This is a genomic window from Bacillus rhizoplanae, from assembly GCF_917563915.1.
GTDB lineage: Bacteria > Bacillota > Bacilli > Bacillales > Bacillaceae_G > Bacillus_A > Bacillus_A rhizoplanae.
On the sequence record NZ_CAKJTI010000028.1, the window covers coordinates 33,490 to 49,008 of the forward strand.

12 protein-coding genes and 2 pseudogenes are annotated in these 15,519 nt (G+C 35.8%); 10 read left to right on the forward strand and 4 right to left on the reverse strand.

Annotated features, from left to right (window positions below; genetic code table 11):
* Nucleotides 1–158: 158 nt before the first annotated feature.
* The 3 genes from LRP84_RS18485 (at nt 159) to LRP84_RS18495 (ending at nt 3,740) form a co-directional block, all read left to right on the forward strand.
* A complete protein-coding gene (locus tag LRP84_RS18485; protein WP_230576412.1) occupies nt 159–1,361 on the forward strand; it encodes an L-lactate MFS transporter in 1,203 nt (400 codons plus the stop codon).
* A gap of 552 nt (nt 1,362–1,913) precedes the next feature.
* Nucleotides 1,914–2,738: a DUF2785 domain-containing protein gene (locus LRP84_RS18490; RefSeq protein WP_230576413.1), complete on the forward strand. Its 825-nt coding sequence runs from the start codon at nt 1,914–1,916 to the stop codon at nt 2,736–2,738.
* A 213-nt stretch (nt 2,739–2,951) separates the two neighbouring features.
* Nucleotides 2,952–3,740: a hypothetical protein gene (locus LRP84_RS18495; protein WP_230576414.1), complete on the forward strand. Its 789-nt coding sequence runs from the start codon at nt 2,952–2,954 to the stop codon at nt 3,738–3,740.
* A gap of 324 nt (nt 3,741–4,064) precedes the next feature.
* Here LRP84_RS18495 and LRP84_RS18500 read toward each other — a convergent pair.
* Both LRP84_RS18500 and LRP84_RS18505 read right to left on the reverse strand, forming a co-directional pair.
* Nucleotides 4,065–5,498 (reverse strand): annotated as a pseudogene (locus tag LRP84_RS18500) (IS4 family transposase).
* 127 nt (nt 5,499–5,625) lie between these two features.
* A complete protein-coding gene (locus LRP84_RS18505) occupies nt 5,626–6,207 on the reverse strand; it encodes a peptidase inhibitor family I36 protein (protein WP_230576415.1) in 582 nt (193 codons plus the stop codon).
* Nucleotides 6,208–6,853: 646 nt separating this feature from the next.
* Between LRP84_RS18505 and LRP84_RS18510 the strand changes: the two genes are divergently transcribed.
* The 4 genes from LRP84_RS18510 to LRP84_RS18525 all read left to right on the forward strand — a co-directional run bounded on the left by LRP84_RS18510 (nt 6,854) and on the right by LRP84_RS18525 (nt 10,347).
* Nucleotides 6,854–7,630, forward strand: a complete 777-nt coding sequence (locus LRP84_RS18510) for a class I SAM-dependent methyltransferase (RefSeq protein ID WP_230576416.1) — start codon at nt 6,854–6,856, stop codon at nt 7,628–7,630.
* 586 nt (nt 7,631–8,216) lie between these two features.
* Nucleotides 8,217–8,801: a TetR/AcrR family transcriptional regulator gene (locus LRP84_RS18515; RefSeq protein ID WP_230576417.1), complete on the forward strand. Its 585-nt coding sequence runs from the start codon at nt 8,217–8,219 to the stop codon at nt 8,799–8,801.
* Nucleotides 8,802–9,188: 387 nt separating this feature from the next.
* On the forward strand, nt 9,189–9,590 hold the full coding sequence (locus LRP84_RS18520; RefSeq protein WP_230576418.1) for a DUF4064 domain-containing protein: 402 nt from the start codon (nt 9,189–9,191) through the stop codon (nt 9,588–9,590).
* A gap of 349 nt (nt 9,591–9,939) precedes the next feature.
* A complete protein-coding gene (locus tag LRP84_RS18525; protein ID WP_230576419.1) occupies nt 9,940–10,347 on the forward strand; it encodes a DUF6223 family protein in 408 nt (135 codons plus the stop codon).
* A 509-nt stretch (nt 10,348–10,856) separates the two neighbouring features.
* On the opposite strand, the gene LRP84_RS18530 is transcribed toward LRP84_RS18525, so the two are convergent.
* Nucleotides 10,857–11,819, reverse strand: a complete 963-nt coding sequence (locus LRP84_RS18530; RefSeq protein ID WP_230576420.1) for a helix-turn-helix transcriptional regulator — start codon at nt 11,817–11,819, stop codon at nt 10,857–10,859.
* Nucleotides 11,820–11,930: 111 nt separating this feature from the next.
* Between LRP84_RS18530 and LRP84_RS18535 the strand changes: the two genes are divergently transcribed.
* The 3 genes and pseudogenes from LRP84_RS18535 to LRP84_RS18545 all read left to right on the forward strand — a co-directional run.
* Nucleotides 11,931–12,410 (forward strand): GyrI-like domain-containing protein, encoded by a 480-nt coding sequence (locus LRP84_RS18535; RefSeq protein WP_230576421.1) that lies wholly within the window; start codon nt 11,931–11,933, stop codon nt 12,408–12,410.
* A gap of 22 nt (nt 12,411–12,432) precedes the next feature.
* Nucleotides 12,433–12,897 carry a DUF8821 family protein gene (locus LRP84_RS18540; protein ID WP_230576424.1) on the forward strand — a complete coding sequence of 155 codons (465 nt, stop codon included), beginning with the start codon at nt 12,433–12,435 and terminating at the stop codon, nt 12,895–12,897.
* A gap of 213 nt (nt 12,898–13,110) precedes the next feature.
* Nucleotides 13,111–13,371: pseudogene (locus LRP84_RS18545) on the forward strand (Tn3 family transposase); the annotation flags it as partial.
* A gap of 308 nt (nt 13,372–13,679) precedes the next feature.
* On the opposite strand, the gene LRP84_RS18550 reads toward LRP84_RS18545, so the two are convergent.
* Nucleotides 13,680–15,110 carry a PQQ-dependent sugar dehydrogenase gene (locus LRP84_RS18550; protein WP_230576422.1) on the reverse strand — a complete coding sequence of 477 codons (1,431 nt, stop codon included), beginning with the start codon at nt 15,108–15,110 and terminating at the stop codon, nt 13,680–13,682.
* Nucleotides 15,111–15,519 lie beyond the last annotated feature (409 nt).

A 15,519-nucleotide genomic window follows, 5' to 3' on the forward strand; every position in this document is an offset into this window, starting at 1 on the left:
AAAGAACAATACAGCCATTTTTATATGAAAGGTATTACTCCGTATTAATTTTTATTTTAATTTCAATAACCGTATCTCGCGCAGCATTGTGGTTATAATAAACATCGTTAGACAATTATTGAAAAGAATTAAAGTAAGAAAAGAGAGGAAAGGATGGTATGAAACATTCATCTGTTAATCCATGGCTTGTTGTCTTTGGTACAATCATTGTACAAATAGGCCTTGGAACGATTTATACATGGAGCTTATTCAATCAGCCTTTAGTGAATAAATTTGGTTGGAATCTTAATGCCGTTGCTATAACCTTCTCAATCACTAGCTTTTCTTTATCGTTTTCAACTTTGTTTGCGAGTAAATTACAAGAGAAATGGGGAATTCGCAAACTCATGATTATAGCCGGATTAGCTCTAGGAATTGGCTTGATGCTTAGCTCACAGGTTTCCTCATTACCAATGCTTTATGTGCTAGCAGGTGTTGTTGTAGGTTACGCAGATGGTACAGCCTATATCACTTCACTATCCAATTTAATAAAGTGGTTTCCAGAGCGTAAAGGTTTAATTGCTGGTATTTCTGTCTCTTCATACGGTACGGGCAGCTTAATTTTTAAATACATTAATGGAAAGCTAATTGATTCAGTTGGCGTATCACAAGCGTTTTTCTATTGGGGCTTAATTGTTGCAATTTTGGTGGTTATAGGTGCATGTCTTATACATAAAGCCCCTGAACAGGATACAGTTCATGAAACAGTGAGTCATGATTACACAACAAGAGAAATGCTACGTACAAAAGAAGTTTATCTGCTATTTATCATGCTATTTACATCGTGTATGAGTGGCTTATATTTAATTGGCATGGTAAAGGATATTGGTGTTCAACTCGTAGGGCTTAGCGTGGCAACAGCAGCTAATGCTGTCGCTATGGTCGCTATCTTTAATACGATTGGTCGAATCATTCTGGGGCCGTTATCAGATAAAATCGGCCGTTTGAAAATTGTTTCAGCAACTTTTGTCATTATAGGTATGTCTGTTTTTGTTCTCAGTTTTGTGAACTTAAATTATGGTATCTATTTCGCCTGTGTAGCAAGCGTTGCTTTTTGCTTCGGTGGAAATATCACTATTTTTCCAGCCATTGTTGGTGATTTCTTTGGTCTAAAAAATCATAGTAAAAACTACGGTATCGTGTATCAAGGTTTTGGTTTCGGAGCACTCGCAGGTTCCTTTATTGGTGTAATTCTAGGTGGATTTAAACCAACTTTTCTTGTAATTGGCGCATTGTGTATTGTGTCATTTATCATCTCTATTTTGATTCGGCCACCTAATCAGCAAAAGGAAAAGCAAAAGACTTATCACGAAGCATCGTGAGCATGCTTCATTTTTATTACATTCTAAAAAAGAGACTCATTTAAGGTTTAAAGACAAAAAAAGAGGGATTTACTTTTCATTAGAAAAGCAAATCCCTCTTCTTCATTCATACTTTTAAATACATACGATTTTTAAATTAGATTAATGTGAATTTACATACTCTCTAGATCTTAATACTTTCCCTTTTTTCTACATAAAAATCTAAGCTAGGACCTGATCCGCGTTGAAGTACGCAAAGGACATATTTTTCAAAATTTGCATCAGCTAATTCATTGATAATGGCATCTATATTATCTCCAATAGGTGTATTTTCTTGTTGTTTAGAGTGTCTTTAATTCATTTTTATGAAGTATTCATTAGGCGTATCCAGCGATTATGGATTTAGTAAACAAATAGATTAAAATTGGTTTTGGAGATGCAGTTACACGCGAACAATTGTCACAGTTCTTATATAATTCTATGAAATTATAAATAGAGGATGGCATTTAAAGAGAAATATAAGGTAGTATAAAAAATAAGACATGAAAACTTTAAGAGAGGACAGAAAATATTATGATGGACCAATACGAATTGAAACAAGAGCTACAACATATCAAAAATAACAATTACTCCGTTCCAGAAGATGTGGACGCATATCCATATGCACAATGGATGCTTGACTATATCGGATCACCTGATGCCGAGCTGCGCGATGAACTGATTTACAGTACATTAGAACGATGGATTACAGGCGAAGTATTTAGACAAAAAGAACTACGCGGACTACTGCTGCAGGCACTAAGTCCTGATTATTTATTTTACAAAATCGGTGAAAAGGAAACAGATTCTGTTTTTAAGCGTGCATTTTCTATTCTAATTCCACCACTTATTTTATCTGTTCATGAAAAAGAACCGTTCTTATCTGAAGAACAGCTGTATAGCGTCGCAGAACAAGTTCTTGAATATGTGTACCTTGAACAAGATGTAAGAGGATATGTAGAAGGGAAAGGATGGGCGCATTCCACAGCGCATGCTGCAGATGCCCTAGATGCTTTAGCCCGTACGATACGAAATCGCGAATTTTCGCACGCAATCCTTGCTGCTGTTCGTCATAAGATTTGTCTGCACGATTACTTGTACATAAACTTTGAGGATGAAAGATTAGTGACAGCAGTAATGTCTTTACGAAACCAAGGTATATTAGCCCAAGAAGAATGGAAAAACTGGCTTCACAGCTTTACGGTGATTGAAGAAGCCCCAGCTCCTCGAAATGATATCTTAGTACAAAACATTAAATCATTCTTAAGAAGCTTGTATTTCCGAGTTTTAGAGAAAGAAGCAAATTCTGAGTTTACGATTGCTGTATTGGAAACTTTAAAAGAATTGAAGAAATTTTAGTAAAGAAATGTTGGATTCCGTTAGTAAGTGTTACTTTTATAGTGTTAATTAAAACATGGCTAGATCGAATTATTAGAGCACAAGGAGATAGATATTGGGAATGGTCTAGTAAAATTGTGTATTTAGATCCCTAAATGTTTATTTTGAAGATACTTTATGATTAGGTACATAAAATTAGTTTTTCTCACAATTAATAAAATCGAGGTAGAAGAAATGAAAAAACTTTCAGCACTCATGTGTATTTCTCTACTCTTACTAGGGGCATGTGAACAAAAAGAAACGAATACATCTAAGAAACAAACAGAAAAACAACAAGAGTCTCATGCATCGAAACAAAAAGATGTGTTTGCAGCCACTCGAACAGCTTTAACAGCAAAGACAAAAATGAATATACTCTTACCAACGGAAATCCCTCTGTCTAATGAAAACAAGTTTTTATCTGCCTACACAGAAGGTCAAGATAAAAATTACACTGTTACATTTTTTGAAAGCAACAGCCCATTACCTGTCGATTCCACTGCACTTTCGGATTCTAATCAGGCTAAGCAAATTGCAAAACTTTTTGTCCAACAGTATGAGACAAAGGAAGAGGCCGGTAAAAGTTTATGTTCAACATTTGCATTAAATCCTGATTACGATAAAGATGTACCAAGCAATGATGATCCTAGCGGAATAGATTTAGGATATGGAGTCAAAGGTTTTACTGATGGGGCAGCAGGAACGATGTATTTGAATGCTGTTAAGGATCATTGGGCAATTTTCGTAAAAAGTCCATCGGCAAATAAAGATGACAATATACCTGTAGCAAAATCCATAGTGAAACAACTAGAGAATGAGCCACTACCAACTCCAGACTCTTACGCAGTTATAGAAGTGGGTACGAGACAGAAACAAAACCGTGTATATTGGCAAAATGGAAATACTTTATATGGGATAGAAACTAGCGGTGCTATCGAAGATGCATTAACGATTGCTGCTCACTTTGAGTCTACGTCTAAGTGATTAACAAATGTATTTGCTCAATTAAGTGGATAAAAGGATCTAAAAAGGTCATTGCCTTCTAATCAATTTAGCAAATATATTTCAATAAAAAGAAATACAAATTGTTTCTCAAAAAGAGTCTTAATTATTAAGACTCTTTTTGAGTATTAGCATAGCAGTGTAAATAAAATAATATCCATGTAGGGGTACCGTCACATGTCCATCAAGCTAAGGTTGGGTCTTCCATGAACTTCCGTTCTTGCTACCTACATGCTTGATATTTTGTTTATTTGTTTTTAAAAATACGCATACCAAATAAACCTTGATAAGGTGTGTTTTTAAAGATTATGCAGTTTTCTGTTTTAGATTGGATACAGTACACTGATAAACGACACCTAAAATATCAAAGACCGTCTTTTTCTCATATCGATGGGATTTCCGTCCGTTTTTCTGTAAGAGGCCAAACAGACGCAGGAAAATTTCCGATACTTCTTGGGTGTCTTTTTGTATAGCTTCATATACTAAGTACAGATAATCTTGAATCATATAAATTGCTTTATATTCACTTAACTCTTTTTGTTTTTTCTGTAGTAATAGCTGTCGCATTTTGAACATAGTAGAAGAACAAAGAAAAATAGCAATTAACTGTCCATAAAGATGACATTCTAGACGCTCTCGCTTAATATTATGACAATGATTGATACCAAAAAGAGATTTCCATGTTTTAAATACAATTTCAATTTACCAACGTAGTCAGTAGATATCATGAACCTGTTCCATCGGAACAATTTCCCATGGTATGTTGGTAATATAAACGTTGATTTCTGTTAATCGTTTACTTTTTTCAGAGTATGTAACTCCTTTTTTCTTTTCAACATAGGTTTGCTGTTTCCTACGTTTATGAATTTGAGTTGATGTCAGTCTGTATATTACAACTCGTGAGGGTAATTTTTGTTGTCCAATATAGGCATTCTGGATTTCATAAGTATCTCCTGGTTTTATCTGATGCATAATATCTTCAAGGTTAAGTAAAACATATAGAGATTGCTTTTTTACTGTCCCATCTCGAAAGAATTCTGGAGAATCATTTTTTACATATACTCTATTATTTAATTTCAACCGTGAAACATAGAATACACCTCGTTGATCCATCTGGTCTAAATCTTTTAGAGAAAAGTATCCTAAATCTCGAATACATAAATCTCCTGGGCGTAAGGTATCTAAACAATCTGTACCAAAGGTTTTATCATTATTTTTACCTGACTCCATTTGAAAATTGAGGAATTTTCCACTATGTAAATCATACTCTAGCTGAACTTTAATACCGGCTGTTTGTGCACATCCTCCTGAACCAGGATAAATAGGGGCCAAATGATTAGGGACTTGAAGAATAGTAGCATCTAAAATACGTATGCGTTGAAAATAAGAAGTATATTGATTTTGGATTTGAGACGAATCGTTTAGTAGACTTTTGACTAAAAGAGAAAATATACGCTGTAGAAATAAAACAGCGCATCGGTTAAAACGTTGATTAAGTCCTTCTGGACTCATAAGTGTAGCCGTATTTGCATAAAGTTGACTACATAATCGAGTGAGGGAATCACTTGCTACACGTTGACTAATCCAAATACATAAAGCAGTCAATTCTCGTGCACCATATTTACTTTTACGTTTTACAAAACCCGTTTCTTGGGCAAGTTGTTGAAGGATATGGGGAGATAGATGTCGCTGTAGTTCTTCAGCAAACAAATAAAATTCATCTTTAATCGAAAGATTCATAAAAAACGCCATCCTTTCTGTATGTTTCTACAAAAAGAATAACGTTTTCTATGAATTATGGATATAAATTTATCTTAGCTTGATGGTGATGTAAGGTGACCCCTAGTATGGTAATTATTCTTTCAGTCTAATTAGTAAAGAAGATGGAAGACGCCTTATCATTCCAAGTTGACCCGACATAGCTGACATTGATACCGGATTGCACCCAGAATCTTGCCCCTCCGTAGTTAATATCCCAACACAGAACTGTCCAGTTATGATTGTAACCTGCCTTCAACGAAGAGATTCTGTCGTTCCAATATGAGCTCACCCGGCTAATATTACTGGAAGCTCCAAAAGAATTCCCTCCAAAATTAGAATGTTCATAAAAATACGAATTGTAGTAAACAGCTTGGAGTGTAACCGTATTGCTCTTAGTATCCTTTTCACGTTCAACAACAGCACTCTGTAAATGAGCATTTAAATGGTTTTGATTTGTAAACCCATAGACTACTCCCTCTGCTTTTGCTGCGTCATCGAAAACAAACTGAGTTACCTTCTTTACATGTGGATCGTTTTGTGCATATTTAACACCATCAATCATAACAGGCAAATCTTTTAATTGGACTATACTCTGTTTTGAAGTTGAGGTTGGTGTCGTAGCGGCAAAAGCAGTGATAGGAATGACCATCAAAACAAAAGTCAGTAATGTAATAACTATTTTCTTCAAGAAAATCCCTCCTAGATAAAGATTCAGAATAATTTGGTATCCCAACAGCACCTCCTAATAACTGTATCTATTGTTCTTTCTCTCTAGTTACAAACCCATTATAACTATTTTATTTAATAGAATTCGTTTCAAGGTTATATGGGTATGACAACCAAAATTATTTTATGGGGCTATACGTATATGTATTCCAATTATTTACAGTAAAATAATACAATTGTACCATCTAGGGGGCCCGCCGCACACCCATCAACTTAAGAAAAGAAAACACTCCTAAAACGAAAAAATGCGCTGACTTCTCAAAATAACTAACTATAGAGAAAGAAAACGTGTTAAGTGACAAAAAAGTTGTTTGATTTACAATAAAGTCGCTTAAAAAATAATAAAGTTGTTTAAAAAACTCTAGTCATGCTATTCAACAATCGGGCCAGATTGTTGAGGAACGTTTTCAATAAAATTGGATATTTCTGTTGAAATATAGAGTAAGATTGTGAAGTTTCTCACTTAAACTAACGGGGCAGGTTAGCTGAACAAAATAATCCACAAGAAAGTAAACAATAAAAACTTTGTGAATAAGTATAAATAGGAAAGATAACATTCGAACATAAAGAAATATATAATGAAATTAGCAGAGGAGGCGTGTGTTAATTTGGAAAATAAAAAAGTCTTTAATGATATAATCTCTGATTATGCAATAGCTCGACCAGGTTATCCATCTGAGTTGTTTAGGGATATTATTAAGTATTCAATGATAAAGAATGATGCAAAGATACTTGAAATAGGTTCAGGACCAGGTCAAGCTACAGAATATTTTGTGAAAAATCGATATTCAATTACAGGATTAGAGCTTGGAGACAAACAAGTAGAGTATTTATTAGAAAAATATTCTGAATATCAAAATTTCAATGCTTTATGTACGTCCTTTGAGAATTACAATTGTGAACAGGAAACATATGATTTAATTTTTTCAGCTACAGCATTTCATTGGGTTAAACCGGAGATTGGATACCCTAAAGCATACGATTTATTGAAAAGAAACGGAGTAATGGCTGTTTTTGGGCATATGTCATCAATTATTGAGCCGAAAACTGAAATGCTAAACCAAATAAGAAATATTTTTCGAAAATACGCTCCTGAGCTTGATACTTTTATAACTGTGAATGAAGCCGAGGACCTACATAATCTTAGGATTTCGGAGATAAGAACCAATAATTTATTTGATAAGCCAATAACCAAGATTTACAGATGGAATGATGAATATACTACGCAAAGGTATCTAAAATTAATTAATTCATACTCAGATTTTCAAGGGGTAAGCGATAATAAGAAACAAGCTATACTTAATAATATTGGAGACTATATTGACAGTAACGAAGGTAAAATAGTTGTTCCACAAGAAGTAAGATTATATATGGCAAAAAAGTGATTTGAAAGGTTTTTATATGAAGATTATTATTTGTAACATATAAATATTTAACTGAAGAACTTTAACTGAATTCAACCAGCTATTGAAATATTGATGAAGCCGTTAGGATTATATTATTAACGGTTTTTTCTGTTGTAAAAGATTGTGAAGGAATGTACTTACACTAACGGGTGCGTTAGTTCAACAAGCTATAAGCGATTTTAGGAATAAGCCCATATTTTAGTTATTCCATTAAAGGGCGCTTTAATTGAGCAAGGATCACAAAAATTATCAAACTTTTTTATAAAAGGATGATTCAATTGAAAATATTAAGAGTGTGTTTTGAGTTATTAGTATCAATTTGATCAAGCTTTATTTTAAAGCAACATTTACTTCATATCTTTCACCCTCTGTACGAATCAAGTATTCAGGCAAAAGGAAATTTAGTGCTTAAGGACACTTTCCTTTTCAGTCAGTTATTTTTTCGGAAACAGGGACGCGGTACCTGTCCCTGTGTTCCTTTGTATTCACAATTCATTTTATACCGCATATCATGGTGAATGAATGTAAAATTTGTTCATTCAAATTATATGGGAGGTGGTTAAACTTGATTCAATTAGATAAACGTCAAACACTTTTCGACGCAGCGCGTGCTCTTTTTTTGGAACAAGGATTTAAGAAAACCAACATAGCAGCAATTACAAAACGTGCTAACGTGGCAGTCGGTACATTTTATAAATACTACTCTTCGAAAGAACAGATTTTCTGTGAAGTTTATCTGGCTGAAAATGAACAGACCAAGCGCAAAATCATTTCGCAAATCGACACTGATCAATCACCTAAGGAGGTTGTTAGACAATTTTTTGAAAAGATCATTCAAATAGGTAAACATAATGCAATTTTAGCTGAATGGTACCAGAATACCGAGATCAGCCAACTCATTATGGAACGTAATCAAAATCGTGACGATTGGCAGAACAGCTTTGTATACAGTTTTTTAATCGACAATATTAAACGCTGGCAGGAGTCCGGTCAATTCCGCCGGGATATCGACTTGGATACAATGATTAGTCTTTTTAATGTGTTGATTGTTGTTGATATCCATAAGGATGAAGTAGGCAGTCAGCATTACCCGCAAGCAATGAAATTACTGGCAGAATTGATCGTTGATGGTCTGTCTGCAAGATCATAAAACGCTACTTATAAAAGTGGTGTATGTTTTTACATTTAGGTGAATGAACAAATATATAATTCATTCAAAAAAATGAGTATCATTATGCAGGTATCCAAGAAGTCACCTCTGGTATTCTTTGCACTATCATGAAAGGTTTAACCAATGGCCGTAAATAGAGAGATAAGCAGCATTCTTTATTGCCATTTGGTGAATGAATAAAAATATATTTATTCACCTCTTAAATAAAGATGAGTATGAGCGACTAAAAAGAGGGATGCATAGAAAGTCAATCGTTCTAAAGGGAGTAAACAAGATGCGCTAAAAGGACTGTTACAAATAATCATTAATCTGTAGAATCAATGTCTTGAGTTTGCGTTAAGTTTATTTCAATGGAGGTTCATTCATATGAAACGTACAGTAGAAATCGTATTAAGTGTTCTTGGAGTGATCGTGAGTCTTGTCATGGCTGGAACTGGAGTTGTTTTTTTATACCTCAAGAATAATGAGGCTTTTCTACGATATTTGGATACTGGTTGGAGTGAAAGCCAAAACGCCTACACGCTGGATCAGTTGAGTCAAGCTGGAACCATGTTTATTTTGCCCGGAATTATCGGCATTGCACTTGGAGCAAGTGCTGCAATGTTATTGAAAGGAAATCGAAGTCCAAAACTTGCAGGATGGGGATTGATTATTGTATCAGTGGTGATTTTCATCATTTCATTATTTGGTTCTATTCCTGCCATGTTCTTTATTGTTGCGGGTATTGTGGCATTGGTTAAAAAGCCAAAAGGTAATGCGGAAAGGTAAAAAATTCTCAGAGGTTTGTCGAGACCCTGCGTAAAGCAGGCCTACGCTTCCGCAATGATATTGTCAAAGGTTTTGGTGGTAAGCAAATCTTACTAGATGACCCCGCAGGTAATCCTATCGAGCTCTTCGAGCCTCCAAGGAAATGATGGAAAGAACATTATCTCATTTGCATCTAACTATCAATTAGAAGAACAAGAAGTGATTGCTCGTTTTTGTTTTTCCTATAATAATGTGAGAACTACAACCATCCTAAAATCTGTTAACTGAAAATATAGAATGCTATATACATGGTATGTATAAACGGATATATATTCAGTTTGCAAAAACAACAAAAAGGAGGAATTAACAAATGAAAATGAAGCTAGTTTCATTCGTAATACTTTGTACACTTCTACTTCTGCCAGCTATTGCCTCTGCTGCAGCAGCCAACGGTAATGTCGGATATGGAGTAATCACCCCGGGGCGACTCTGGGCCACCATAGACGCGGTGGTGGGGTTGATCAGCGCGATCCTCGCTGGGCTGTCTTTGGCTCGCTCCGCCGGTCGTTTCGGCAGCGGCAGCGGGCGACGTGGGGCCATCGTGGCCGCGGTGATAGGGCTGATCGTCATAGTCTACGCTGGGTTGCATCTGACCATATACACTGGTGATTTCGGAACTGGCGACGGGCGAGCTGGGGCCATTATTGCCATAATGATGGGGCTGACCGGCATGGTCCTCGCTGGGTTAACTCTGGCCCGCTCCCGCCGCACCGGCTGACCCGACCATGGTGCCAGATGACTTAATTGACTTAAAAACAATATTACCTAAATTAAATAAATAACTATTCTGTTCTTCAATTATCGGGCGCTGTTATGGAGTGAAACTTAGATTTTTAAACGACTTTATTGTTATTTTTTAAGTTCGGTGAAGTGTTTTTCATCAAAAATAAAATTGTTTAAGGTTTTAAAATTAAATAACTTTATTGTCATTTTACAAAATTTTCATTTAGGGGGTACTTCAAAATCTTAGCTTGATAGGTATGGGGTACCGTCAGGAAAATGCGGATTTACAGGAAGGTGACATATATCGTTGCAACTCTTTAGAAAACAATTCTAGTTCCTTAAAGATTTAGTTTTAAGGAAACTTAACCTATTCAGCAACTGTTGACTGGAAGACTTTACAGATGTGGCCCTTTATTTGTCTTTTGGTGGTTATATGCCGTAAAGGAAGGTTTCCGACTAACTTTAGTCCTTGACTAAAGTTAGTCGTTTTTTTTAAGAGTATGCTTATGGGCAGTATAAGCATACTCTCTCTTTTAAACCTTCTAAGACTTCTTCTGGCACTTCCCTGACATTGATATCCTCACCTAGGAAAAGTAGCCAATTTGTTATTTCGGTCAATTCCTCAGGCTTATTAACATTGATAAAAGTCTTTAGAATGGCTGTGGTTTGGTAAGGATTCGTATAGGAAATTGAAACTTTTAAAGGATGATATTTTTTGAACTGGGCAATCGCTTTTGGACCAAGTTCAAGGACAAGGTTGATTACTTCTTCCTGCTTACTTAGTTTTTCTAAAATCTTTTTCTTACTTAATCTTTTTTTCGTCGGATAGGGTTTGACATTGGTGAGATGGCCGACAGGAAAAATCTGCTTCTTTTCTTCCTTTAAGTCAAAGCCTTCAATCAGCCAAAGGCTTTTTTCATGATAAAGGTGCAAGAGATAAATTGGATAAGACTTTATTACATTCTCTTCTTTGATGGTAATCAATAAATAGCTATCCAAAAGAAGGATTTGGATGAGTCTTTCTAACATGGGATCGGGGAGGTCTGACAAATCAAGTAGGTCGGGATTATTGGGATTGGTCCCTTCAAAAAGCAAGATTTGATTTAAAAGAACAAGGTCATCTTGCTGGTTTTCTGAGATGAGGCCTAGTAATTTTTCAGCTAAAGAATGACGACTCTTTAGATAGGGGAGTTGTTGATTTCTTGTAGCCATAAAGGCAATAAAAAGAGCTTTGATCTCATTATCGGTAAAGCGAACAGTGGGCAGGACAGAGTTATTCATGACAAAATAACCCCCATCCCTTCCAACTTCAGCGACGAGTGGCATCCCCATGGCTTCAATTTCTCTGATATCTCTAATAGCTGTCGAACGAGAGATGTTAAATTCTCGCATGATTTCAGAAATTGTAAAGTGGGCGCGGTTGTTGATATACCGCATGATGATATTAATCCGCTCAACTTTTTTCATCGGGACCTCCTAAACAGTATCATTTTTTGACATGATTTAAGGCTATTATAAACCTATCAAGTGAAAAGACAAATCATTTGATTAATTTTTTTAAAAAGGAAGGTTTTGAATATGGCAGATTATACACTAGAAGAAAAAGACAGCTTTACCGTTTTAGGTTTTGGAACTGAGCTTAAGAGCGATTACACAGACTTTGCTGGCATAAACAAGGAAAAGTCAGACTTTTGGCGGGCCGTCAAACAAGATGGAAGGCTTGACACTTTAAAAGCTCTAGCCACAAATGACTACATTTTTGCCGTGAACGAAGCGGTGAATAACAAAATGATGCATTATGCTGGCGTCATGACAGAGGCATTGGTACCAGAAGAATCCAGAGTTATCCAATTTCCTAAAGGGGCATACCTAGTTGTTAAAGGAGAAGGGGAAACGGCTGATGAGTTGAGTAATAAGCTTACTGGCATTGCCTTTGGTCAAATCTTGCCAGAAGCAAAGAATATTGCCTATGTTGGCGGGCCAAATGCAACGGTTGAGATGGGGCAGCGAAACGGCTTAGTATTTGGTGAAATGTGGATTCCTGTTGTTAGGAAATAAAGAGATAAAAGGAGGAATGGAAGTGTCCTATATTGTTGATTTTAAAAATGTGTCTACAGTTGGTTTAGAGTCTTCACCTGTAGTAGAAGCGCTTGCTGGTTTACGTGCTAATGAAGCCCGTTACTTTATGAACAAATACAAGCATGAATTTACGGTTGTACCAGCTAGCGAAAGCCAGGAGACCCTTGATTATGTGAACCAAATTTTGAAAGAAGAACGTGATATTGAGTTTGCGGCCAAACCTTTAGAAACGTCGCGTTTTCAAGTGGAAAATATCAAATTTGCCTACGTCTTTTATGAGGATGGTCTTGAGGTCAACGTCATGTATACGGTTGATGATCCTAAGAAGCGGGCCGTTGGTTTTAAGCTTTCTGAGGGGATGGAGGTACCAAAGGAGTTAGAAGGGAAGTTTAAGTTTGCTAGGCAGAAGTCTAAACTAGCTGGAACAATTCGGGGCTCGTTTTTTGTAATTAAAGGAGAATATTAAAGTAAGCAAAAGCGCAAGTGGAGGAATCCAGCCATTTTTTGTATTTGGTCATTTTTTTCTTCATTGAAATTAGTGAAAGCTATTTTCTCTCTAGGTAAAAAATAGCTTTCACTCGCTAGAAAACCCAATGGATGCGGACATTTTCCATGGTAACTTCTACTTTGCCAATAGGGGTTCAGGGGAGATACGTGTAAAAAAGAGACATAGCCTAGGAATCGACTAGAAGATCAAGAGGTTGCCGTTCTTTCCCTGCATTTATTGCAAAACTGTCTCGTGTATATCAACACACTCATGATTCAATCCGTTTTATCAGAAAAGAAGTGGTTGGATATGATGACACCTGAAGACTTAAAAGCGTTAAGTCCGCTTATCTATAGCCATGTAAAGCCTTATGATATCTTTAAATTGAATATGATGGAACGAATTCCAATTGAGGAATGGGCATCAGAGATAGAGAACCCTTTGCATCTTTGATTTTTAATCCTTATTGCGGGTGGTGACAGCTTCGCTGGTACTACCCCGTTTTGCAATACTTTGATTTTATGTCAATCGGGTACGGCAACTAAAAGTGAAATACAGGGATATGTATAAATAAATTCCAATTGGAAATAGCGTGAAAGGAATAAAACATCACAAATGTCATACTTAAATATAGCTTTGAAATAATGCTATTAATATTGATAAACCACATCGTCAAAGACTAGCAAAATGCACAAAATTTTTGTTCTGGGGTATTATGAGATCTTAACTTGATGGACATGTGGCGGTATCCAAGTTATAAATCATGGAACAATTTCAAAAACAGTACCTTGGTTAAAATCAGTCACTTTCATAGAGCCGTAAACCCCTAAATATAGTCTGGTTTGATCCAGATTCGTTCCCAAACTAACATAATAAGATGATTGAGACCCAAAATTATAATCGGTTTCAATAACACTAAAATCATTTAGTTTACAATCTGTACTTAAGCTAGTATAAGCTAAAACCCCTCTAACCGGAGGTCGAGATTCTTCTTTCTGGGCAAGATCTGTAAACACAACGCTTCCCGTTAAATTTGGGATTCCATTCCCCATATATGGCTGGACTCCTGTAAGTGCAGTTCCTCCAAACTTGTCGGGTCTAGGATCTTTATGAAAATAACTAGTTAAAGGTTGTAGACGTCTCACTGAAGTTTTTACTGTTTCATTGTAATAAGCAATTGTTTTCTCATCCAAAGTCGGATTCGTAGAACAGCCACTTATAAACGCAGTAGGAAAAGCACCTTCCCACCCCCGCCAACCAAAATTAATAAGTCCGTCTGGGTCAGGATTAGACCCCATTAAAGAAGCTTGAATAAGCTGAGTAACCGGTATTGGTTTATAATGTACGAATGAAAAAATCGACTCTACCAAATCCTGTCCGACAATCCCTACATATTTGATATACTGATTATAAAACCTTTGAAATGAAATGCCTGTTATATTACGAACCCCTTTGGCAATTACCGTAAGCGTTTCCTGAATAGGTAAGGGAAGTTCATTAAAACGTGTGACTACGGGTGGATTATTGATAAATGTATTCTTAACTACATCAATTTCAATTATTTTACCAGATATTTCCATATCATCCTGGCTTAAATTAAATGGATCATATCCTGCTCCACCATCACCAGTTGTTAAAACAAGTTTTCCAGTTTCAGGTGAAAAGTTTAAGCTATTGACACCATTATGATTAAAAAATGGTCTTCTTATGTTAAGTAATGTCCGTCGTTTTTGAGGTTGACCATTCGATTGTAAAATCCATTCTTCAACTGTATCAATATGATCATATTGAGTTTCTCTATTTGTCCACCTTAGGTTTAAAGTACTGGGATCACACGGGTTAGGCTTAAAATGTTCAGAAAGAGCCCCTGGACCTTGTGTTCCAGCTACTGAATAATGAAGATAAAACAAACCGTTATAATAAAATTCTGGATGAAACGCTAGCCCTAGCAATCCCCGTTCATCATATCCACTACCAGAAACACCTTGTTCAGATTTACCTAATTTTATGATTCGCGGGCGAATATCTAAAAAAGTCCTTATAACTCCGTCTCCTATGTAAAAGATCTCTCCTATCTGGGTTGCAATAAATAATCTTTCAATTGAGTCACCCGGAAGTATAGTTGTTTTCAAAACAGTGGGTAAATTTATCTTACTAACAATGGGCCGTAAACTAACCTTAACTTTTATCAACTAACTTTACACTCCTTCTTATTGTTTTCTTTTAAAAGAATATGATTAGAACTGTTCTATTAGTATCAAATTAGGACCGTGAGTTTTGGGAAATTACCTTTTAGAATTCAAAAACCCTCTTGAACTAACGGGTGCATTAGTCTAATAAGCTAAAGTAGCAATCATAATAATTATCTTGATTTTTCGCAATCGGGCGCTTTTCTGGAGTAACGAGAAAAGCCCAATTTCTCAATTTTAATACTGAGAAATTGGGCCTTTTAATATTGTAATTTCCTTAACGTTGTAAATCCGCATTTTCCTGACGCTACCCCATGCCCATCAAGCTAAGCTTATATAAGTTTAATTTCACATAAGATTTTTTCTTTTTTCTAAAGGTCCAGTGTAAGTTCTTTAAAGATTTGCATACTAA